At 66.0% G+C, this 20,873-nt stretch carries 15 protein-coding genes; 9 read left to right on the top strand and 6 right to left on the bottom strand.

The window, feature by feature from the left end; translation table 11 throughout:
• Positions 1 to 28: 28 nt before the first annotated feature.
• The 4 genes from DID99_RS18750 to fixL all read right to left on the bottom strand — a co-directional run bounded on the left by DID99_RS18750 (position 29) and on the right by fixL (position 6,646).
• On the bottom strand, positions 29 to 2,116 hold the full coding sequence (locus DID99_RS18750; RefSeq protein ID WP_124522159.1) for a M3 family metallopeptidase: 2,088 nt from the start codon (positions 2,114 to 2,116) through the stop codon (positions 29 to 31).
• A 284-nt stretch (positions 2,117 to 2,400) separates the two neighbouring features.
• Positions 2,401 to 3,258 (bottom strand): bifunctional methylenetetrahydrofolate dehydrogenase/methenyltetrahydrofolate cyclohydrolase FolD, encoded by an 858-nt coding sequence (folD, locus tag DID99_RS18745; protein ID WP_124522157.1) that lies wholly within the window; start codon positions 3,256 to 3,258, stop codon positions 2,401 to 2,403.
• Positions 3,259 to 3,494: 236 nt separating this feature from the next.
• Entirely contained in the window at positions 3,495 to 4,133 is a 639-nt protein-coding gene (gene fixJ / locus DID99_RS18740; RefSeq protein ID WP_006493245.1) for an oxygen response regulator transcription factor FixJ, read from the bottom strand.
• Positions 4,130 to 6,646 carry an oxygen sensor histidine kinase FixL gene (gene fixL / locus DID99_RS18735; RefSeq protein WP_124488317.1) on the bottom strand — a complete coding sequence of 839 codons (2,517 nt, stop codon included), beginning with the start codon at positions 6,644 to 6,646 and terminating at the stop codon, positions 4,130 to 4,132. The genes fixJ and fixL overlap by 4 nt, the downstream gene beginning before the upstream one ends.
• 270 nt (positions 6,647 to 6,916) lie before the next feature.
• Between fixL and aceE the strand changes: the two genes are divergently transcribed.
• From aceE to lpdA, 3 genes are all read left to right on the top strand, one after another.
• A complete protein-coding gene (aceE, locus tag DID99_RS18730; protein ID WP_044849249.1) occupies positions 6,917 to 9,613 on the top strand; it encodes a pyruvate dehydrogenase (acetyl-transferring), homodimeric type in 2,697 nt (898 codons plus the stop codon).
• 70 nt (positions 9,614 to 9,683) lie between these two features.
• Positions 9,684 to 11,336, top strand: coding sequence for a dihydrolipoyllysine-residue acetyltransferase (gene aceF, locus DID99_RS18725; protein ID WP_124488316.1), 1,653 nt, complete (start codon positions 9,684 to 9,686; stop codon positions 11,334 to 11,336).
• Between the two features lie 300 nt (positions 11,337 to 11,636).
• Positions 11,637 to 13,406 carry a dihydrolipoyl dehydrogenase gene (gene lpdA, locus DID99_RS18720; protein ID WP_124570266.1) on the top strand — a complete coding sequence of 590 codons (1,770 nt, stop codon included), beginning with the start codon at positions 11,637 to 11,639 and terminating at the stop codon, positions 13,404 to 13,406.
• A gap of 207 nt (positions 13,407 to 13,613) precedes the next feature.
• Here the strand turns inward: lpdA and DID99_RS18715 are convergent, their stop codons facing one another.
• Entirely contained in the window at positions 13,614 to 14,180 is a 567-nt protein-coding gene (locus tag DID99_RS18715; protein ID WP_044848197.1) for a phasin family protein, read from the bottom strand.
• 655 nt (positions 14,181 to 14,835) lie between these two features.
• Between DID99_RS18715 and pbpG the strand changes: the two genes are divergently transcribed.
• Positions 14,836 to 15,987, top strand: coding sequence for a D-alanyl-D-alanine endopeptidase (pbpG, locus tag DID99_RS18710; protein ID WP_044848196.1), 1,152 nt, complete (start codon positions 14,836 to 14,838; stop codon positions 15,985 to 15,987).
• A 99-nt stretch (positions 15,988 to 16,086) separates the two neighbouring features.
• Here the strand turns inward: pbpG and DID99_RS18705 are convergent, their stop codons facing one another.
• Positions 16,087 to 16,896: an IclR family transcriptional regulator gene (locus DID99_RS18705; RefSeq protein WP_124488314.1), complete on the bottom strand. Its 810-nt coding sequence runs from the start codon at positions 16,894 to 16,896 to the stop codon at positions 16,087 to 16,089.
• A 182-nt stretch (positions 16,897 to 17,078) separates the two neighbouring features.
• Between DID99_RS18705 and DID99_RS18700 the strand changes: the two genes are divergently transcribed.
• The 5 genes from DID99_RS18700 (at position 17,079) to iscR (ending at position 20,845) form a co-directional block, all read left to right on the top strand.
• Positions 17,079 to 17,801 (top strand): (Fe-S)-binding protein, encoded by a 723-nt coding sequence (locus DID99_RS18700; RefSeq protein ID WP_124570265.1) that lies wholly within the window; start codon positions 17,079 to 17,081, stop codon positions 17,799 to 17,801.
• Positions 17,802 to 17,836: 35 nt separating this feature from the next.
• A complete protein-coding gene (locus DID99_RS18695; protein ID WP_044848194.1) occupies positions 17,837 to 19,249 on the top strand; it encodes a lactate utilization protein B in 1,413 nt (470 codons plus the stop codon).
• A gap of 127 nt (positions 19,250 to 19,376) precedes the next feature.
• The gene (locus tag DID99_RS18690; protein WP_124488312.1) at positions 19,377 to 19,604 is read left to right on the top strand and encodes a hypothetical protein; all 228 of its coding nucleotides are present in this window, start codon (positions 19,377 to 19,379) and stop codon (positions 19,602 to 19,604) included.
• 101 nt (positions 19,605 to 19,705) lie between these two features.
• Positions 19,706 to 20,188 (top strand): low molecular weight protein-tyrosine-phosphatase, encoded by a 483-nt coding sequence (locus DID99_RS18685; protein ID WP_124488311.1) that lies wholly within the window; start codon positions 19,706 to 19,708, stop codon positions 20,186 to 20,188.
• A 117-nt stretch (positions 20,189 to 20,305) separates the two neighbouring features.
• Entirely contained in the window at positions 20,306 to 20,845 is a 540-nt protein-coding gene (gene iscR / locus DID99_RS18680; protein WP_006760276.1) for a Fe-S cluster assembly transcriptional regulator IscR, read from the top strand.
• Positions 20,846 to 20,873: the final 28 nt, after the last annotated feature.

The raw sequence follows: 20,873 nt of genomic DNA, 5'->3' as shown, positions 1-20,873 counted from the left end.
GCAGCCGGACAAGCCGGACAGCGCGCGCTCAGTGCGCGGGCGAGGCCATCCCGTTGTGACGCAGCAGCGCGTCGATTTCCGGCTCGCGGCCGCGGAACGCCTTGAACGAATCCATCGCCGGCCGGCTGCCGCCGACTTCGAGGATTTCGCGGCGATAGCGCGTGCCGGTCGCCGCGTCGAGCACGCTGCCGCTGGCGGCCGCCGCTTCCTCGAACGCCGCGTACGCGTCTGCCGACAGCACCTCGGCCCACTTGTAGCTGTAGTAGCCGGCCGCATAGCCGCCCGCGAAGATGTGGCTGAACGTGTTCGGCCAGCGCGAGAACGCGGCCTGCGGGATCACGTGGTAGCGCTCGTTGATCTCGCGTGCGAACGCATTCACACCGGTCGTGCCGGACGGGTCGAAGTCGACGTGCAGCAGCATGTCGAACATCGAGAACACGATCTGGCGCAGCGTGCCGAGGCCGCTCTGGAAGTTCTTCGCGGCGATCATCTTGTCGAACAGCTCGCGCGGCAGCGCGGCGCCCGTATCGACGTGCGACGACATCGACGACAGCACGTCCCATTCCCAGCAGAAGTTTTCCATGAACTGCGACGGCAGCTCGACCGCATCCCATTCGACGCCGTTGATGCCCGACACGCCGAGCTCGTCGACGCGCGTGAGCATGTGATGCAGCCCGTGGCCGAATTCATGGAACAGCGTGATGACCTCGTCGTGCGTGAAGCAGGCGGGCTTGCCGCCGACGGGTGCCGAGAAGTTGCAGGTCAGGTACGCGACCGGCGTCTGCACGGTGTCGCCGCGCTTGGCGCGCGCACGCGCATCGTCCATCCACGCGCCGCCGCGCTTGCCTTCACGTGCGTACAGGTCGAGATAGAACTGCGCGACGAGCGAGCCGTCGCGGTTCTCCACGCGGAAGAAGCGCACGTCCTTGTGCCACACCGGTGCGTCGTCCGGCTTGATCCGCACGCCGAACAGCGTTTCGGTGACGTTGAACAGGCCCTTCAGCACGGCCGGTTCCGGGAAGTACTGCTTGACCTCGTTTTCCGAGAACGCGTAGCGCTGCTGACGCAGCCGCTCGGCCGCGAACGCGACGTCCCACGGGGCGAGCTCGGTCAGGCCGAGCTCCTTCGCGGCGAACGCGCGCAGTTCGTCCCAGTCCTTGTCCGCGTGCGGACGCGCGCGCGTCGCGAGATCCTCGAGGAACGCGATCACCTGTTGCGGCGATTCGGCCATCTTCGGCGCGAGCGACACTTCGGCGAAGTTGCGGTAGCCGAGCATCTGCGCCTCTTCGCGGCGCAGCTTAAGCTCGTCCGCGACGATCGCCGTGTTGTCCCACTCGGCCTTGCCGCCGCCGTATTGCGGCCCGAGTTCGGACGCGCGCGTCGCATACGCGCGGTACAGCGTCTCGCGCATCGCACGGTTCTCGGCGTACTGCAGCACCGGGAAGTAGGACGGAAAGTGCAGCGTGAACTTCCAGCCTTCCTTGCCTTCCTTCTGCGCGGCCTCGCGGGCCGCTTCGATCGCGTCGCCCGGCAGGCCGGCCAGCTCGGCCTCGTCCTGCGCGAAATACGCATACGCGTTGGTCGCGTCGAGCACGTGGTCGGAGAACGCCTTCGACAGCGCGGCCTGCTGCTCCTGCAGTTCCGCGAAGCGCGGCTTCTGATCCTCGGGCAGCTCGGCGCCCGACAGGCGGAAATCGCGCAGGGCGTTGTCGAGGATCTTCTTGCGCTCGGCGGACAGCGTCGCGTATTCGGCGCTCGCGGCGATCGCCTTGTACTTCTCGTACAGGGCGAGGTTCTGGCCGACGCTCGACCAGAATTCGGTCACGCGCGGCAGGTTTTCGCCGTACGCGGCGCGCAGCTCCGGCGTATCGGCGACCGCGTTCAGGTGGCCGACGACGCCCCATGCGCGCCCGAGCGGCTCCGTCGCCTGCTCGACCGTCTCGACGATCGCGGCCCAGGTCGCCGGCGTCGCGGGTGCGCTCGCCGTGTCGACCGCGCGGTTGGCGGCATCGAGCAGCGTGTCGAGCGCGGGCGTCACGTGCTCCGGACGAATCTCGCCGAAGCGGGGCAGGCCGGAGAAATCGAGGAGCGGATTGGTATTGGCGCTGGCGGACATTAAGACTCCCTGTCTGTTGCCGGATGAACCGGGGTGAAAAGGGTGAGGCGCGATGCGGCGGCGCCCGATATCGACATTATTGGGGCGCATCGCGCGCTTTCCAATCGTTAGTTTCTAACGAGGCGATTGGCGGTGCGCAACGCGGAGCCGGAAAGGGTCGAAAGGGGCGGAATGAAGCGGAGCGCGGCAGTGTGGCAGGGCGCTGACGCGGCCGCGGCGGGCGGCCGGCGGGACGCCGGCGCACGCGTGCGCGCCGGCTGGACGGGCGAGAGGGTCGAAGGCGCTCAGGCGGCCGCGGCGGCGCGCTCGGCGGCTTCGATCGTGTTGATCAGCAGCATCGTGATGGTCATCGGGCCGACGCCGCCCGGCACCGGCGTGATGTGGCCGGCGACTTCCTTCACGCCGGCGAAGTCGACGTCGCCGCACAGCTTGCCCGCATCGTCGCGGTTCATGCCGACGTCGATCACGGTCGCACCGGGCTTGACCATGTCTGCCGTCAGGATGTTGCGCTTGCCGACCGCGGCGACCACGACGTCGGCCTGGCGCGTGTGCGCGGCGAGGTCGCGCGTCTTGCTGTGGCAGATCGTCACGGTCGCGCCGGCTTCGAGCAGCAGCATCGCCATCGGCTTGCCGACGATGTTCGAGCGGCCGATCACGACGGCGTTGGCGCCTTGCAGCGGGATGCCGTGCGCTTCGAACATCTTCATCACGCCGTACGGCGTGCACGGGCGGAACAGCGGCTTGCCCGTCATCAGTGCGCCGGCGTTCGCGACGTGGAAACCGTCGACGTCCTTCTCCGGCGCGATCGCCTCGATCACCTTGTGGCTATCGATGTGCGCGGGCAGCGGCAGCTGGACCAGGATGCCGTGGATCTTCGGGTCGCGGTTCAGTTCGTCGATGCGCGCGAGCAGGTCGGCTTCCGACAGCGTGTCGGGGTACGCATCCTTCAGCGAGAAGAAGCCGTTGTCCTCGCACGCCTTGATCTTGTTGCGCACGTAGACTTCGCTCGCCGGGTTGGCGCCGACGAGGATCACCGCGAGGCCGGGCTGGTGGCCGCGTGCGGTCAGGGCGGCGGCGCGTTCGGCGGCCTGCGCGCGCAAGGTCTTCGAGAGGGCGTTGCCGTCGATGAGGAGGGCTGTCATGGTGGTGGTCCTGCCGGGAAGTTGAAATGCGGGCGTGCGGCGCGCGAAGCGCCGCAGCAAAACACGGAATTATACCGGTCGCCTGCCGTCGTCCGACAGCGAATACAAGGAAAGCGTCATGGCGGCGGTGCCGGCGCCCCGGGAGGCGGCGCCGTGCCGTGCCGCGCGAGTGGGCCGCATCGCGCGGCGCGGCGGTGCGGCCGGCCGGGCAGGCGCCCGGCGGCCGCCCGCAACGTTCAGGCCTGCTTCTTCGACAGCGCGAGGCGCAGCAGATCGGCGACCGTGTTGACGTTGAGCTTTTCCATGATGTTCGCGCGGTGCGCTTCGACCGTCTTGATGCTGATCCCGAGATCGTCGGCGATCTGCTTGTTCAGGCGGCCGGCGATGATCCGCTCGAGCACCTGCTGCTCGCGCGCGGTCAGCTTCGACAGGCGCTCGCTCGCGGCGCGCTGTTCCTGGACGCTCTTGCTTTCGCTTCGGGCCTTGTCGAGCATCCGCTCGACGAGCTTGCGCAGCTCGGCCTCGTCGAACGGTTTCTCGATAAAGTCCATCGCACCCTTTTTCATCGTCGACACGGCCATCGGCACGTCACCGTGGCCCGTGACGAAGATGATCGGCAGCGCGGCGTTGTCGGCGATCAGGCGCTCCTGCAGCTCGAGGCCGCTCATGCCTGACATCCGCACGTCGAGGATCAGGCAGGCGATCTGGCCGGCCTGCTGCGCCGGCTGGTACGCATCGAGGAACTGCTCGGCGCTCGAGAAACATTGCACGCGATAGCCGTTCGCCTCCAGCAGCCAGCGCAGCGAGTCCCGTACGGCCTCGTCGTCGTCGACGACGAAGACAGTTTCCTGAGTGGTGGTGACAGGGCTATTCATAGTTCTCCCGTAACGGTATGTGATGCCGATGCCTCGCGCCCCCCTTGGCCGAGATCAGCGGGTTCCCCAATGGGCAGGCTGCAGTGGAATGTCGCGCCGGAAATGCGGCCGTCCGGTTCGACATTGTTGACCACCCACAGACGCCCCCGATGCGATTCGATGATCGAACGGCAGATGTTCAGCCCCATGCCCATGCCGTCGGACTTGGTGCTGTAAAACGGTTCGAACAGGCGTTCGGCGGTCGCTTCGTCGACGCCCGGACCCTGGTCGATCACGCGGATGTCGACGAAACCCGCGTCGATGTCGGCGACGACGCGGATCACGCCGTCCGCCGACGCCGGCTTCACGTCGGCCATCGCCTCGGCCGCGTTCTTCATCAGGTTCACGAGCACCTGCTCGATCAGCACGGGGTCGACATAAATAATAGGCATTCTTGCGAGGATTTCCGTGACGATCCGGATCCTGCGCTTCCTGGCCTCGATTTCGGCGAGCCCGACTGCGTCGGCGACGATGTCCGCGACCCGCGCCGGCTGGCGCTTCGGCTCGCTGCGCTTCACGAATTCGCGGATCCGCTTGACGATCATCCCCGCGCGCAGCGCCTGCTGCGCGGTCTTTTCCAGCGCGGGCTGCAGCGTCTCGGGCGTGCCGCGGCCGCTTTTCACGAGCGCGAGCGTGCCCGAGCAATAGTTGTTGATCGCGGCGAGCGGCTGATTCAATTCGTGCGCAATCGACGACGCCATTTCACCCATCGTCATCAATCGGCTCGTGAACTGCAGCTTCTCTTCCTGCTGGTGCGCGAGTTCCTGCGCCTTCTTGCGGGTCGTGATGTCGGTCGCGATCTGCATCTGCGCGAGGTGGCCGTCCACCCACTGGATGTACTGGCGGCGCACCTCGAACCACTTCTGGATGCTCTCGACGTACACCTCCTGCGCGTCTGCCGTGCTGCTCGTCAGCGCGGCGGCCGGCAGGCCGGCGAACGCATCGACCATGTCGATCGAGTCGGACGACGCCTGCGCGCGGTCGAAGCCGCCGCCCGACAGCTCGAGGTGGCCGTCCGGGCGGATCCCGAACAGGTGGCGGTAGTAGCGGTTCGCGAACAGCAGCTCGGCTTCGTCGGCGGCCAGCACCGATACCGCGGCGTCGAGGCTTTCGAGCACCGTCGTGAAGCGCTCGTGCGCGGCCGCGAGTTCCTCGCGCGCGCGCTTCGGCTCGGTGATGTCGGTCATCGACGACATCCAGCCGGTCTGGCGGCCCGAGCTGTCGATCAGCGGCGAAACGTAGAGGCGCGCATGGAACAGCGTGCCGTTCTTGCGCCGCACGCGCAGTTCGAAGCCCGAGCTCGGTGCCTTGCCGCGCAGCGTCATGTCGAGCTGGCGCTGCATTTCGGGATACGAGTCGCGCGGCCAGTAGGGGAACGGTGCGACCTTGCCGACGAGGTCGGTTTCGTCCCAGCCCGTCATCCGGCAGAACGCGGGGTTCACGTGCGTGATGCGGCCGTGCATGTCGAGCACGCGCATGCCGATCAGCACCGAATTCTCCATCGCGCGGCGGAAGAACGCCTCAGCGTACAGCGCCTGCTGTGCCTCGAAGCGTTGGCGCGTGTGCTTCCACAGGCTCCAGAGGCTCCACAGCACGAAGCACGACAGGCCGGCCACGAGCCACACGAGCGTGTTGTTGGTCAGGTTCGTGAGCTGCGGGAACGCGTACACGCGCACGGTCAGCCCCTGGCCGGGCGGGTCGAGCGGCAGGTCGTAGTGGGAGTCGCGCGGCAGGCGCGGGCGCGTCGACGTGGACGACAGCTCGCGGTTGTTCGAGTCGGTGATCGAGATCTTGTACTTCGACGACAGCTCCTGCGGGATGTCGTGCTTCAGGATCCCTTCGACCGAGAACACCGCGGCGAGCGAGCCGAGATATTCGCGGTCGCCGCGCATCACGGGCGTCTGCAGCGTGATGAAGCCGTTGCCGAAGTCGTCGTAGATCAGCGGCGAATAGGCCTGGCGGCGCGTGCTGCGCGCTTCGTCGTACGCGCCGCGCACGGCGTCCTGCATCTGCGCGTCGCCGGGTTTCGCGAGCCGCTGGCCGAGCAGTGGAGGATGCACGGTCGGCCAGCGCTGCACGCCGGGCGCGGTGTACCAGTTCAGATAGAGGATTTCCGGATGCGTCTGCATCACGTCCGCGACGGCCATCTGGAATGCGTTCTGGTCGAGGCGGCCGGACGCGAGATCGCGCGACAGCGCCTGCAGTTGCTCCTGCGCGCCCGTCATCGACAGGCGGATCTGCTGCTGCGCCCACGCGACGTTACGGAACAGGGTGTCTTCCTGCTGCTGCTGTTCGCGGCGATTGAGGCTCCATAGAATGAGGCTCATCACCACGAGGAACACGAGGATCGACAGCAGCGGCGTCAGCAAATAGGAATTGGACCACCACGGTCCGTGGTGCCAGCGGGACGGCTGCGACTCCGCCGGCGGGCCCGACGGTCGCGCCGAGCGTGCGAAAAGCCGATCGGTCAACATGGCAGGATTGTAGCGCAGCGCAATACATGGAAAACCTATACCGGATATGTTGAACGGAAACGGATTTATGCCCGCGGCGCGTGCCGCAGAGGCCCGCCGCAAGGGTGCAGCGCAGCAATATTCCGCATTACGAGAAAAGATCTCATAATTCGAAAATTCTGTTGCGCGGGGCCGGCGACGCTCATTACAATCCGTCGGAGCTTGCCCGCAGGCCGCGCCGCGTCGTCTGCACGAGAGCGATCCTCACATTCCAGGACCCAGGAGACGAGAATGTCCGCTGTACCGAACGAAGTGATGAAATATGTCGCCGCCGAACGTGACGACGACCCGCAAGAAACCGTTGAATGGCTCGAGTCGCTCGACGGCGTGATCTCCTCGGTGGGCACCGGCCGCGCGCATTACCTGATCGAAAAGCAGATCGAGTTCGCCCGCATGCACGGCGAACACCTGCCGTTCTCCGCCAACACCCCGTACATCAACACGATCCCGGTCGAAGCCCAGGCGAAGATTCCGGGCGACCAGGACCTCGAGCACCGCATCCGTTCGTACACGCGCTGGAACGCGCTGGCGATGGTGCTGCGCGCCGGCAAGGACACGAACGTCGGCGGCCACATCGCGTCGTTCGCATCGGCCGCGACGCTCTATGACGTCGGCTACAACCACTTCTGGCACGCGGCGTCCGACCAGCACGGCGGCGATCTCGTGTTCGTGCAGGGCCACTCGTCGCCGGGCGTGTACTCGCGCGCGTTCCTGCTCGGCCGCCTGTCGGAAGAGCAGCTCGACAACTTCCGCCAGGAAGTCGACGGCAAGGGCATCTCGTCGTACCCGCACCCGTGGCTGATGCCGGACTTCTGGCAGTTCCCGACGGTGTCGATGGGTCTCGGCCCGATCATGGCGATCTACCAGGCACGCTTCATGAAGTACCTGGAATCGCGCGGCATCGCGAAGACCGCCGGCCGCAAGGTCTGGGCGTTCCTCGGCGACGGCGAGACGGACGAGCCGGAATCGCTCGGCGCGATCGGCATGGCGAGCCGCGAGAAGCTCGACAACCTCGTGTTCGTGATCAACTGCAACCTGCAGCGTCTCGACGGCCCGGTGCGCGGCAACGGCAAGATCATCCAGGAACTGGAATCGGAATTCCGCGGCGCCGGCTGGAACGTGATCAAGGTCATCTGGGGCAGCCGCTGGGATGCGCTGTTCGCCCGCGACAAGACGGGCGCGCTGATGCGCCGCATGATGGAAGTCGTCGACGGCGAATACCAGACGTACAAGTCGGAGTCGGGCGCGTTCGTACGCGAACACTTCTTCAACACGCCTGAACTGAAGGCGCTCGTCGCCGACTGGTCGGACGACGACATCTGGGCGCTGAACCGCGGCGGCCACGATCCGCACAAGATCTACGCGGCGTTCCACGAAGCGACCAACACGAAGGGCGCGCCGACCGTCATCCTCGCGAAGACCATCAAGGGCTACGGGATGGGCGAGTCGGGCCAGGCGATGAACATCACGCACCAGCAGAAGAAGCTGCCGGTCGAGCAACTGAAGAAGTTCCGTGACCAGTTCCGCCTGCCGATCACCGACGAGCAGATCGCCGACGTGCCGTACCTGAAGTTCGAGGAAGGCTCGAAGGAGCTCGAATACATGCGCCAGAAGCGCATGGACCTCGGCGGCTACCTGCCGCATCGCCGCGAGAAGGCGACGTCGCTGCCGGTGCCGGCGCTCGACGCATTCGAGCCGCTGCTGAAGGGCACGGGCGAAGGCCGCGAGATCTCGACGACGATGGCGTTCGTGCGGATCCTGAACATCCTGCTGAAGGACAAGGCGCTCGGCAAGCGCGTCGTGCCGATCGTCCCGGACGAATCGCGTACGTTCGGCATGGAAGGCCTGTTCCGCCAGATCGGTATCTGGAACCAGGAAGGCCAGAAGTACGTGCCGGAAGATTCCGACCAGCTGATGTTCTACAAGGAATCGGAAACCGGCCAGATCCTGCAGGAAGGCATCAACGAAGCGGGCGGCATGTGCGACTGGATCGCGGCGGCGACGTCGTATTCGACGCACGGCGAGATCATGGTGCCGTTCTACATCTTCTATTCGATGTTCGGCTTCCAGCGGATCGGCGACCTGGCATGGGCGGCGGGCGACATGCGCTCGCGCGGCTTCCTGCTCGGCGGTACCGCGGGCCGCACGACGCTGAACGGCGAAGGCCTGCAGCACGAAGACGGTCACTCGCTCCTGTGGGCCGCATCGGTGCCGAACTGCATCAGCTACGACCCGACGTTCGGCTACGAACTCGCGGTGATCGTCCAGGACGGCCTGCGCCGCATGGTGCAGGAGCAGGAAGACGTGTACTACTACATCACGGTGATGAACGAGAACTACGAGCACCCGGCGATTCCGCAGGGCGAGCACGTAGCGGCCGACATCATCAAGGGCATGTACGCGTTCAAGAAGGCCGACGCGGACGCGAAGGCGCCGCGCGTGCAATTGCTCGGCGCGGGCACGATCTTCAACGAAGTGATCGCTGCCGCCGACCTGCTGAAGAACGACTGGGGCGTCGCGGCCGACCTGTGGAGCGTGCCGAGCTTCACCGAACTCGCGCGTGAAGGCCACGAGATCGAGCGCTGGAACCTGCTCCATCCGACCGAGGAGCGTCGCCTGTCGCACGTGCAGAAGTGCCTGAAGGACACGCAGGGTCCGGTCATCGCATCGACCGACTACGTGCGCGCGCTGGTCGACCAGATCCGCGGCCAGATCGACCGCCGCTTCGTCGTGCTGGGCACGGACGGCTTCGGTCGTTCGGACACCCGCGAGAAGCTGCGTCACTTCTTCGAAGTCGACCGTCACTGGGTCACCGTCGCCGCGCTGAACGCGCTGGCCGACGAAGGCACGATCGAGCGCAAGGTGGTCGCGGACGCGATTGCCAAGTACAACCTCGATCCGTCCAAGCCCAACCCGATGACCGTTTAACGCACACGCGCCGTGTGATGCCGCGCGCCGCTTCCGGGAGGGGCGCGCGCGGCCATGGAGACACAAAAAGATGAGTCAAGCGATCGAAGTGAAGGTGCCGGATATCGGCGATTACAAGGACGTGCCCGTCATCGAGGTGCTCGTGAAGGTGGGCGACACGGTCGAGCCCGAGCAGTCGCTCGTCACGCTCGAGTCGGACAAGGCGACGATGGACGTCCCGAGCCCGGCAGCCGGCACGGTCAAGGAAGTGAAGATCAAGGTGGGCGATTCCGTGTCGGAAGGCTCGCTGATCGTCCTGCTCGAAGGCGGCGCCGCGGCGCAGGTGAACGGTGCGGCCGCGCCGGCAGCCGCACCGGCTCCGGCGGCAGCGCCCGCACCCGCGCCGGCTGCGGCAGCGCCGGCTGCCGCGCCGGCCACGTCGGGCGGCACGCTCGAGGTGAAGGTGCCGGACATCGGCGACTACAAGGACGTCCCGGTGATCGAGATCGGCGTGAAGGTCGGCGACACGGTCGAGAAGGAGCAATCGCTCGTCACGCTCGAGTCCGACAAGGCGACGATGGACGTGCCGAGCCCGGCCGCAGGCGTCGTGAAGGAAATCAAGGTCAAGGTGGGCGATTCGGTGTCCGAAGGCACGCTGATCGTGCTGCTCGACGCCGCTGGCGGCGCGCCTGCCGCCGCGCCGCAGGCGAGCGCGCCGGCTCCGGCCGCTGCCGCGCCGGCACCCGCCGCCGCACCGGCACCCGCGAAGGCTGCACCGGCTCCGGCTGCTGCCGCGCCGGCCGCCGCAACGTCGGGCGAGTACCGCGCGAGCCACGCATCGCCGTCCGTGCGCAAGTTCGCGCGCGAGCTCGGCGTGGAAGTCGCACGCGTTCAGGGTACCGGTCCGAAGGGCCGCATCACTAAGGACGACATCACCGGCTTCGTGAAGGGCGTGATGACGGGCCAGCGCGCGGCACCGGCCGCGGCAGCCGCGCCGGCAGGCGGCGGCGAGCTGAACCTGCTGCCGTGGCCGAAGGTCGACTTCTCGAAGTTCGGCCCGTTCGAGGCGAAGCCGCTGTCGCGCATCAAGAAGATCTCGGGCGCGAACCTGCATCGCAACTGGGTGATGATCCCGCACGTCACGAACAACGACGAAGCGGACATCACCGAGCTCGAAGCGCTGCGCGTGCAGCTGAACAAGGAGCACGAGAAGGCGGGCGTGAAGTTCACGATGCTCGCGTTCGTGATCAAGGCGGTCGTCGCCGCGCTGAAGAAGTTCCCGACCTTCAACGCGAGCCTCGACGGCGACAACCTGGTGTTCAAGCAGTACTACCACGTCGGTTTTGCCGCGGACACGCCGAACGGCCTCGTCGTGCCGGTGATCCGCGACGCGGACAAGAAGGGCCTCGTCGACATCGCGAAGGAAATGGCCGAGCTGTCGAAGGCCGCGCGCGACGGCAAGCTGAAGCCGGACCAGATGCAGGGCGGCTGCTTCTCGATCTCGTCGCTCGGCGGGATCGGCGGCACCAACTTCACGCCGATCATCAACGCGCCGGAAGTCGCGATCCTCGGGTTGTCGCGCGGGCAGATGAAGCCGGTGTGGGACGGCAAGCAGTTCGTGCCTCGGCTCACGCTGCCGCTGTCGCTGTCGTATGACCATCGCGTCATCGATGGCGCGGAAGCCGCGCGGTTCAATGCGTATCTCGGCGCGTTGCTGGCCGATTTCCGTCGCATCATTCTTTGATGAGCGTGGGAGTGGCTCGCGGGGGCGTGGGGTTGATGTCTGTGATCCTCGCCCTGTCGTTGAACCTGTTTCGCTAATGGTCTGCTAGCGTCGCCCCTGCGCGGGGCGGCGGTCACTTTTCTTTGTCCCACAGGGACTACCTTCGGGTCGTCTTCCAAAGAAAAGTAACCAAAAGAAAGGCGCGTCCTTGGGCGGACGGCAAAGGTGGTCCTGCCCAGGTTCGCGTTCTTTTGTCAGGCCGTAGTCGGTTCTTGCGGGTTTCTCCCCCTCTGTCTGCAGCTAATCAAGAAGGGGACAGTAATGAGTCTCATCGAAGTCAAGGTTCCGGATATCGGCGATTTCAGCGGCGTCGATGTCATCGAAGTCAACGTGAAGCCGGGCGACGTGATCGAAAAAGAGCAGACGCTCATCACGCTCGAATCGGACAAAGCCTCCATGGAAGTGCCCAGCGACGTCGCCGGCACGGTCAAGGAAGTCAAGGTCAAGGCCGGCGAGAAAGTCTCGCAAGGCACCGTGATCGCCATCGTCGAAGCAGCGGCAGGCGCAGCCGCGCCCGCGAAAGCAGCCGAACCCGCAAAGGCCGCAGCACCGGCTCCGGCCGCCGCGCCCGCCGCCGCCCCGGCCGTCGCTCCGCAAGCAGGCAGCTACAGCGGCTCCGCCGACATCGAATGCGACATGCTCGTGCTCGGCGCCGGCCCCGGCGGCTACTCGGCCGCATTCCGCGCAGCCGACCTCGGCATGAAGACGGTGCTCGTCGAACGTTACTCGACGCTCGGCGGCGTCTGTCTGAACGTGGGCTGCATCCCGTCGAAGGCGCTGCTGCACACGGCGCTCGTCATCGACGAAGCCGCGGCGCTCGCGTCGCACGGCATCTCGTTCGGCAAGCCGGAAGTCGATCTCGACAAGCTGCGCGACTTCAAGGGCGGCGTCGTCAAGAAGCTGACGACGGGCCTCGCCGGCATGGCGAAGGCGCGCAAGGTCGAAGTGGTCACCGGCGTCGGCGCGTTCGTCGATCCGTATCACATGGAAGTGCAGGGCGAGAACGGCAAGAAGGTCGTCAAGTTCAAGCAGGCAATCATCGCCGCCGGCTCGCAGGCGGTGAAGCTGCCGTTCATGCCGGAAGACCCGCGCGTCGTCGATTCGACGGGCGCGCTCGAACTGCGCCAGCTGCCCAAGCGCATGCTCGTGATCGGCGGCGGCATCATCGGCCTCGAAATGGCGACTGTGTACGCGACGCTCGGCGCCGAGATCGACGTCGTCGAAATGATGGACGGCCTGATGATGGGCGCGGACCGCGATCTCGTAAAGGTCTGGGAAAAGTACAACGCGAAGCGCTTCGGCAACGTGATGCTGAAGACCAAGACGGTCGGCGCGGAAGCGAAGGAAGACGGCATCTACGTGAAGTTCGAGGGCGAGAAGGCGCCGGCAGAAGCGCAGCGCTACGACCTCGTGCTGGTGGCGGTGGGCCGCAGCCCGAACGGCAAGAAGATCGGTGCCGACAAGGCAGGCGTCGCGGTCACCGACCGCGGCTTCATCGACGTCGACAAGCAGATGCGCACGAACGTCCCGCACATCTTCGCGATCGGCGACATCGTCGGCCAGCCGATGCTCGCGCACAAGGCCGTGCATGAAGGCCACGTCGCAGCGGAAGCCGCGCACGGCGAAAAGGCGTACTTCGACGCGCTGCAGATCCCGTCGGTGGCGTACACCGATCCCGAAGTGGCGTGGGCCGGCAAGACCGAAGACCAGTGCAAGGCCGAAGGCATCAAGTACGGCAAGGCCGTGTTCCCGTGGGCCGCATCGGGCCGCGCGATCGCGAACGGCCGCGACGAAGGCTTCACGAAACTGATCTTCGACGAGGAAACCCATCGCGTGATCGGCGGCGGGATCGTCGGCCTGAACGCGGGCGACCTGATCAGCGAAGTGTGTCTCGCCGTCGAGATGGGCGCGGACGCGGAAGACATCGGCAAGACGATCCATCCGCACCCGACGCTCGGCGAATCGATCGGCATGGCCGCGGAACTGTACGAAGGCGTCTGTACGGACCTGCCGCCGCAACGCAAGAAGTAACGCGATCGGCTCGGCCGGCCTCGCGCCGGCCACGAAAAACGCCGCCGCCCGGGTACCCGGACGGCGGCGTTTTCTTTTGCCCGCGGCCGACGGCAGTGCCCGGTCCGTGCCGCGCCACCGCACCGGCGCCGCCCGGATGCCCGGATGTTCCGTCGCCGGAAACAAAAAAGCCGCGCAGTGCGCGGCTTTTTCAGGAGCAGGGGACGCTTACGCGGCCGGCTTGCTCGAACGGCGCGATGCAGCAGCGCTCGCAGCCTTCGTCGCGACAGCGGCAGCCGCGTTGAAGTTCGTTTCGGCGATCTCGACGGCTTGCTTGGCAGCCTTCTGGACCGTTTCGTACGTCGTGTTCGCAGCGTTCAGTGCCGACTTCAGTGCGGCGACAGCCGTTTCCGAACCGGCCGGAGCGTTCTTCGCGACGTTGTCGACGAGTGCCTGGACCTTCTTGTTCTGCTCTTCGAATTGCGCTTCGGCAACCTTCGCGAACTCGGCTTGCGTCGACGACGCGATTTCATACAGGTGACGGCTGTACGACAGCACCTTTTCCGCGACCGGCTGCGACAGGCTCGCTTGCAGCGCGATCAGTTCCTGTGCGTCCTTCACCGACAGCAGGCGCTGCGCGTTTTCCTGGCTTTCGGTCAGCGTTGACTTCACGACCTGCAGGTTGAGTTCGATCAGCTTTTCGACGCCTTCGAACGCCTTGGTCGTCAGACCGAACAGGCTTTCGAGGTTGGCTTTCTGTGCGGCGGCGATTTGCTCGGGGGTCAGCAAGGACATGTCAAGCTCCTGAAAAGCGATCACGTCGATCGCAGGGATAAAGGGCACTACGATGGGGAACCTCGGCGCCACGTGCTTTGTGCAACGCAGCAATGAGTCATATTTTAGGGCAGAGAAAAGTCTTGTCAAGCACTTTTTGTGCATTGCACAATCACGACAAATTATCGATAAAACAACGGGTTATCGCGGCCGGTTCGGAATCGGTTTCAGACGTGTTCCCACATGGTGCGCACTTGGCCGGGGCAGGCGCGCCGCACCGTGATCATGCACAGGTAAACCTGACAGGCATGTGGAACGTTATGCTTCTGTTCCTGTCGAAAAGTGCGCCGTTTCGCGATGCGCATGCCGTGGCGATGTGCCGCCGCCGCGGTCAAGACCGGTGCCTGGTACACCGAACGCCGGATACGTACTTTCCCCGCTTTAATTCGTCGCCAAAGTGACGTTATCTCAATTAACCGCGTGGTAATTCGGGAGACGGGTACTGTCGGGCGGCGCATCCCATGAATTTTTTCGATGGGAGCGCGAGGGTTGATCGAGTCATCGTTGGTCGACCCTTACATTCCGGTTTAACGACGATCGGTAAGTGCCTAATATTGCTCTTTTTTTCAGCTTTAACTACACTTGCGGAAACCCCGCCCGCTTTGTCCAGACCCCAATGAAAGCCGAATCGTTTTCACCGCGCAGATTGTTGCAGAGCATGACGCTCGGCACGGCTGTGTCGGTCGCCGTCGCCTTGCTGGCGACCGCCGCGTCCGTCGCGCCCGCTGACGCCTTTGCCGCCACTGCGAAGACCCACCAGGCCGCCAAGAAAGCCGCTTCCACTTCTTCGGAAAAGAAGCGGACGGTGAAGGCCGCCTCCGCGAAATCCGCCAACGTCGCGTCGGCCGATGCGCCGAAGGCATCGCGCAAGCGCGCGACGCTCGCGTCGAACGTGCACGGCCATCGCGGCGCGGTGCGCAAGGTCGCGTTCCAGCCGCGTCGCCCGACGGTCGGCCAGGCATTCGGCCTGCACGACACGCCGGACGCGCTCGCGCTGCGCTCGAGCGTCGCGTACGTCGTCGACCAGAACACCGGCGAGCCGCTGTTCGACAAGAATTCGCTCGCCGTCGTGCCGATCGCATCGATCTCGAAGCTGATGACGGCGATGGTCGTGCTCGACTCGAAGTCACCGATGACCGACCAGATCGAAGTCACCGACGAAGACCGCGACTACGAGAAGGGCACGGGTTCGCGCCTGTCGGTCGGCTCGGTGCTGTCGCGCGAGGACATGCTGCACATCGCGCTGATGGCGTCGGAAAACCGCGCGGCCGCCGCGCTGTCGCGCTATTACCCGGGCGGCCGTCCGGCGTTCATCGCCGCGATGAACGCGAAGGCGAAGTCGCTGGGCATGAACGACACCCACTTCGAGAATTCGACAGGCCTGTCGAGCTCGAATGTGTCGAGCGCACGCGACCTCGTGAAGATGGTCAACGCGGCGTACCAGTACCCGATGATCCGGCAGTTCTCGACCGACCGCACGTACGACGTCAATACGGGCAAGCGCAACCTGGTCTACAACAGCACGAACGCGCTGATCCGCGGCAACGGCTCGTGGGACATCGGTCTGCAGAAGACGGGCTTCATCAACGAGGCGGGCGAATGCCTCGTGATGCAGGCGACGATCCATGGCCGGCCGATGGTGATGGTGCTGCTGGATTCGTTCGGCAAGTATTCGCGCTTCGCCGACGCGGCACGCCTGCGCAACTGGCTCGACGCCGGCGGCGGCGAGCGCCTGACGGCCGCCAATACGGCGAACGGCGGCACCTGAGCGTGTCACGGCGGTTCGCGCCGTGCCGATCGCCGCAAAGAAAAAGCCCCGCGATGCGGGGCTTTTTTTCATCTGGCGCCGTGCGGCGGGCGGCGCGGCTCACGCGTGCCGTTGCAGCCCTTCGGCGTCCTTCGTGGGCGCGGGCCGGTAGCCGAGCGATTCCGAGATGGTCAGCGCGGTGCGGCTCAGCTGGCCGAGCCACGCGTCCTGCAGGCGGTCCGCCGGGGCCGACAGCGACAGGCCCGCGACGAGCTTGCCCGAGTCGTCGTAGATGCCGGCCGCGATGCAGCGCACGCCCAGCTCCAGTTCCTCGTTGTCCCGCGCGCACGATTGCTGGCGCACGAGTGTCAGCTCGCGCTCGAGCTTCGCGATGTCGGTGATGCTGTTCTGCGTATGGCCGGACAGCCCGGTGCGCGTCGCATAGGCGCGCACGCGCGAGGTTTCGTCGACCGCGAGAAACAGCTTGCCGACCGACGTCAGATGCAGCGGCGCGCGGCCGCCGATTGCGCGGACGACCTGCATCCCCGAGCGCTCGGAATACGCGCGCTCGATATAGACGATTTCGTCGCCCTGACGCACCGACAGGTTCACGGTCTGGCCGGTCAGGCGATGCAATTCGCGCATCGGCATCAGCGCAGCGTCGCGTACCGACAGGCGCGCCTTCACGAGGTTGCCGAGTTCGAGCAGCCGCATGCCGAGCCGGTAGGTGCCGGGATCGGAGCGGTCGACGAGGCGGCAGGTCACCATGTCGTTGAGGATGCGGTGTGCGGTCGACGGATGCAGCTCCGTGCGCTGCGCAAGCTCTTTCAGGCTGACGGGGTCGCTGTGCGCGGCGAGCGCGTCCAGCAGCCGCATCATGCGTTCGATCACCTGGATCGACGTTTTGGAATCCGGGGTGGGTTGGCTCATGTCGGGGGAGAATCGGTTGACGCGTCAAGCGGTGTTGCGTCGATTGTATCTCGTATCGTGAAAAAAGCGAACGCCGTTCGAGGAAGTCCTCGTTTCCGGCATCGCGCACTTGCGCGCGTGCCGGCGTTGGTCTTGCCGGCCAAACGGCGGATAATGAGAGCCGTTTTCTCGAAGGAGCGCGTATGCGAGTCGGTTTGTTCGTGACCTGCCTGGTCGACCTGATGCGTCCGGAAATCGGCTTTTCCGCGCTGAAACTGATTCGCGAAGCCGGCTACGAAGTGTTCGTGCCGCCCGCGCAAACCTGCTGCGGCCAGCCGGCCTACAACTCGGGCGACCGCGCGCTCGCACGGGATCTCGCCGAAAAGACGCTGCGCGAGTTCGAGCAGTTCGACTACGTCGTCGCGCCGTCGGGCTCGTGTGGCGGCATGATCCGCGCGCACTACGGCGACCTGTTCCGCGACGACCCCGAACTGATGGGGCGCTATGCGCGACTCCAGCAGAAAGTCTACGAACTGACCGATTTCCTCGCGAACGTCGCGAAGGTGACGCTCGCCCCCGGCGAATTCACGGGGCCCGTCACCTATCACGACTCATGCTCGGGCCTGCGCGAGCTCGGCGTGAAGGCGCAGCCGCGCGCGCTGCTCGCGCAGCGCGGCGTGGCCGTCACCGAGATGAAGGACTGCGAGCACTGCTGCGGCTTCGGCGGCACGTTCGCGGTCAAGTACGGCGACATTTCGGCGGCCATCGCGGACGAAAAGTGCGCGAACGTGCGCGCGTCCGGTGCGGGCGCCGTCGTGCTCGGCGATCTCGGCTGCATGCTGAACATCGAAGGGCGGTTGCGCCGCACGGGCGACCGCGACACCCGCGTGCTGCACGTCGCGCAGGTGCTGGCGGGCGACGTCTGACGCCCGGTTCCCGCTTACTTTTCCTCGATACCGCGATGCAAGTTCAATCGATGCATTTCAAGGCGCGCGCCGGCCAGAAGCTGGCCGACCAGCGCCTGCAGCAGAACCTGAAGAAGCTGTCGACGAAGTTCGTGTCCGCGCGCGCCGATGCGATGACCGCGATCGACTTCCAGGCGACGCGCGCCGCGCTGAAGGCGCGCCGCAACCGTGCGCTGGAGAACCTCGACGTGTGGCTCGAGGCGTTCGAGCGCGAAGCGACGCGGCGCGGCACGACGGTGCTGTTCGCGGAAACGACCGCGGACGCCGCGCGGCTCGTCGCCGACATCGCGCGGCGCCACGACGTGAAGAAGGTCATCAAGACGAAGTCGATGGTGTCCGAGGAAATGCGCCTGAACGCGGTGCTTGCCGAGATGGGCGTGCAGTCGATCGAGACGGACCTCGGTGAATACATCCTGCAGATCAACGACAACGAGCCGCCGAGCCACATCATCGCGCCCGTCGTGCACAAGGACAAGGACGAGATCGCCGACCTGTTCGCGCGCACGCACCACCGCGAGCGGCTGACCGAGATTCCGGACATGACGCGCGAGGCGCGCGAGGTGCTGCGCCCGCATTTCCTGTCGGCCGACATGGGCGTGACGGGCGGCAACTTCGTGATCGCCGAGACGGGGTCGGTTGCGCTCGTCACGAACGAAGGCAACGAAGGGATGTGCACGGTGATGCCGCGCGTGCATGTCGCGGTGACGGGCATCGAGAAGGTGCTGCCGACGCTCGAGGATCTCGCGACCGCGATGCGTCTGCTGCCGCGTTCGGCGACCGGCCAGAAGACCTCGAACTACTTCTCGGTGCTGACCGGGCCGCGCGGCCCCGGCGACGAGGACGGCCCGGAACACAACTACGTGGTGCTCGTCGACGGCGGCCGCACGGGCCTGATCGGCGGCGAATTCCAGGAGATGCTGCGCTGCATCCGCTGCGGCGCGTGCATGAACCATTGCCCGGTGTACCAGAAGGTCGGCGGGCACGCGTACGGATGGGTCTATCCGGGCCCGATGGGGTCGGTATTGACGCCGAGCTACGTCGGGATCGACCGTGCGCTCGACCTGCCGCAGGCCGCGACGCTGTGCGGCGAATGCGACAGCGTGTGCCCGGCCGGAATCCCGCTGTCGCACCTGCTGCGCACGCTGCGCGAGAAACAGGTCGAGCGGCACCTGCGGCCGTGGCGCGAGCGCGCCGCGCTCGCCGCGTGGGGCTTTGTCGCGCGCCGGCCGCTCCTTTACGCGCTGACGACCAAGCTCGCGGTACGGATCCTCGAGCGGCTGGGCGGCAACGGCGGCACGCTGCGGCGCCTGCCGATGATGGGTGGCTGGATGGACACGCGCGACATGCCGACGCCGACCGGCCGGACGTTCCGCGAACTGTACGCGGCCTCGCAAAGCCACCTGGGCTGACGACTGTTCATCGGGTGGCAACAGTGCGTTCGCTATTCATGTATTTATCTTGATAGGTGCGGTCTATAGAATCCTGCCTGTAGTCCCTGGAATCGGGTTTCGGGGCATGAGGTCAAGGAGCCGCATCATGAAAAAGACAATATCGATGTACTGGCCGCTGGCAATCGTCGTTCCGCTCGCCGCGGCCGCTTATCTGCACGCGATGGCCGACGCGCCGGCGAGTGGACCGATCGCCGTTCATCAGGCATCGGCGGAACTCGCGCGCGCGGTGTCGTTCGGGCTGGTCGACGACGCGGCGACACCGTTGCCGGCCGCATCCGGCGACGTCGTGCTCGCCGCACCCAAGGCGCTGTAAGGCACGCCGCCGTCGCTTTGCGCGGCGGCGCGATTCCGGGCGCCTTTGTATAATGGCGCGTTGTTCTCCCGCGCGGCTCGCCGCGGCTTTCCGATAGTGCGATGACCCGCGTTGCGATCTGTTTCGTCTGTCTCGGCAATATCTGCCGTTCGCCCACTGCAGAAGGCGTGATGCGCCACCAGGTGGACGCGGCCGGGCTGGCCGACCGGATCGAGGTCGATTCGGCCGGTACCGGCGACTGGCACGTCGGCGAGCCGCCCGACACACGCGCGCAGGCGGCGGCCCGCACCCGCGGCTACGACCTGTCGGCGCTGCGGGCGCGGCAGGTGAGCGCGGCGGATTTCGAGCGGTTCGACCTGCTGCTGGCGATGGACGAAGCCAATCTCGCGGAATTGCGGCGGCGCTGCCCGCCCGGGCATCGCGACAAGGTGCGCCTCCTGATGGAATTCGCGCCGGGGGCGGCCGGGACCGAAGTGGCCGATCCTTATTTCGGCGGCGCGCAGGGCTTCGAACAGGTGCTCGACCAGGTCGAGCGCGCGTGCGCGGGCCTGCTGGACACCCTCCGGAGCGGTACCGCACGCTGATCGTGGCGGGGTATTCAGCGGTCTGCGAATACCCTGTCGAAGACATGGATACTTGACTAAAAACGTCAAATATTTATACTTGACCAAAATCGTCAAGATTGCAGTCCCCTAGACACCATGAGACTCACCACCAAAGGCCGTTTCGCCGTCACGGCGATGATTGACTTGGCACTGCGCCAGGAGCAGGGCCCGGTGACGCTTGCAGGCATCAGCCAGCGCCAGCGGATTTCGCTCTCGTATCTCGAACAGCTGTTCGGCAAGCTGCGCAGGCATGAAATCGTCGAATCCGTGCGCGGCCCGGGCGGCGGCTACAACCTCGCGCGCCGCGCGCAGGACGTCACCGTCGCCGACATCATCATCGCGGTCGATGAACCGCTCGACGCCACGCAGTGCGGCGGCAAAGGCACGTGCGACGGCTCGAAGCAGCCCGACGGCCATTGCATGACGCACGAGCTGTGGTCGACCCTGAACCAGAAAATGGTCGAATACCTCGATTCGGTATCGCTGCAGGATCTCGTCGATCAGCAGCGCGCACGCGAGGGCGCGCCCGCGGTGCTGCGCGACCGGCGCGCGCCGGAGCCCGCCGCGGCGCCGGCCGAACCGGTGCGCACGATGCCGCTCGGTCCCAATTCGGTGTTCAACATCGCGAGTTCGTGAGCGCGAACGCGCCGCACACCCCATAACG

The sequence above is a fragment of the Burkholderia sp. Bp8986 genome, assembly GCF_003854225.1.
GTDB lineage: Bacteria > Pseudomonadota > Gammaproteobacteria > Burkholderiales > Burkholderiaceae > Burkholderia.
Note: the sequence above shows the minus strand (reverse complement) of the source record. Positions and strands in the feature narration are given on the sequence as shown.

What these genes read in the sequence shown, in the direction of transcription:
- aceE (WP_044849249.1), top strand. Translation starts at nt 6,917, where the DNA reads ATGTCCGCTGTACCGAACGAAGTGATGAAATATGTCGCCGCCGAACGT.
- pbpG (WP_044848196.1), top strand. Translation starts at nt 14,836, where the DNA reads ATGAAAGCCGAATCGTTTTCACCGCGCAGATTGTTGCAGAGCATGACG.
- DID99_RS18695 (WP_044848194.1), top strand. Translation starts at nt 17,837, where the DNA reads ATGCAAGTTCAATCGATGCATTTCAAGGCGCGCGCCGGCCAGAAGCTG.
- DID99_RS18685 (WP_124488311.1), top strand. Translation starts at nt 19,706, where the DNA reads ATGACCCGCGTTGCGATCTGTTTCGTCTGTCTCGGCAATATCTGCCGT.
- lpdA (WP_124570266.1), top strand. Translation starts at nt 11,637, where the DNA reads ATGAGTCTCATCGAAGTCAAGGTTCCGGATATCGGCGATTTCAGCGGC.
- fixJ (WP_006493245.1), bottom strand. Translation starts at nt 4,133, where the DNA reads ATGAATAGCCCTGTCACCACCACTCAGGAAACTGTCTTCGTCGTCGAC.
- DID99_RS18700 (WP_124570265.1), top strand. Translation starts at nt 17,079, where the DNA reads ATGCGAGTCGGTTTGTTCGTGACCTGCCTGGTCGACCTGATGCGTCCG.
- folD (WP_124522157.1), bottom strand. Translation starts at nt 3,258, where the DNA reads ATGACAGCCCTCCTCATCGACGGCAACGCCCTCTCGAAGACCTTGCGC.
- iscR (WP_006760276.1), top strand. Translation starts at nt 20,306, where the DNA reads ATGAGACTCACCACCAAAGGCCGTTTCGCCGTCACGGCGATGATTGAC.
- DID99_RS18750 (WP_124522159.1), bottom strand. Translation starts at nt 2,116, where the DNA reads ATGTCCGCCAGCGCCAATACCAATCCGCTCCTCGATTTCTCCGGCCTG.
- DID99_RS18715 (WP_044848197.1), bottom strand. Translation starts at nt 14,180, where the DNA reads ATGTCCTTGCTGACCCCCGAGCAAATCGCCGCCGCACAGAAAGCCAAC.
- DID99_RS18705 (WP_124488314.1), bottom strand. Translation starts at nt 16,896, where the DNA reads ATGAGCCAACCCACCCCGGATTCCAAAACGTCGATCCAGGTGATCGAA.
- aceF (WP_124488316.1), top strand. Translation starts at nt 9,684, where the DNA reads ATGAGTCAAGCGATCGAAGTGAAGGTGCCGGATATCGGCGATTACAAG.
- fixL (WP_124488317.1), bottom strand. Translation starts at nt 6,646, where the DNA reads ATGTTGACCGATCGGCTTTTCGCACGCTCGGCGCGACCGTCGGGCCCG.
- DID99_RS18690 (WP_124488312.1), top strand. Translation starts at nt 19,377, where the DNA reads ATGAAAAAGACAATATCGATGTACTGGCCGCTGGCAATCGTCGTTCCG.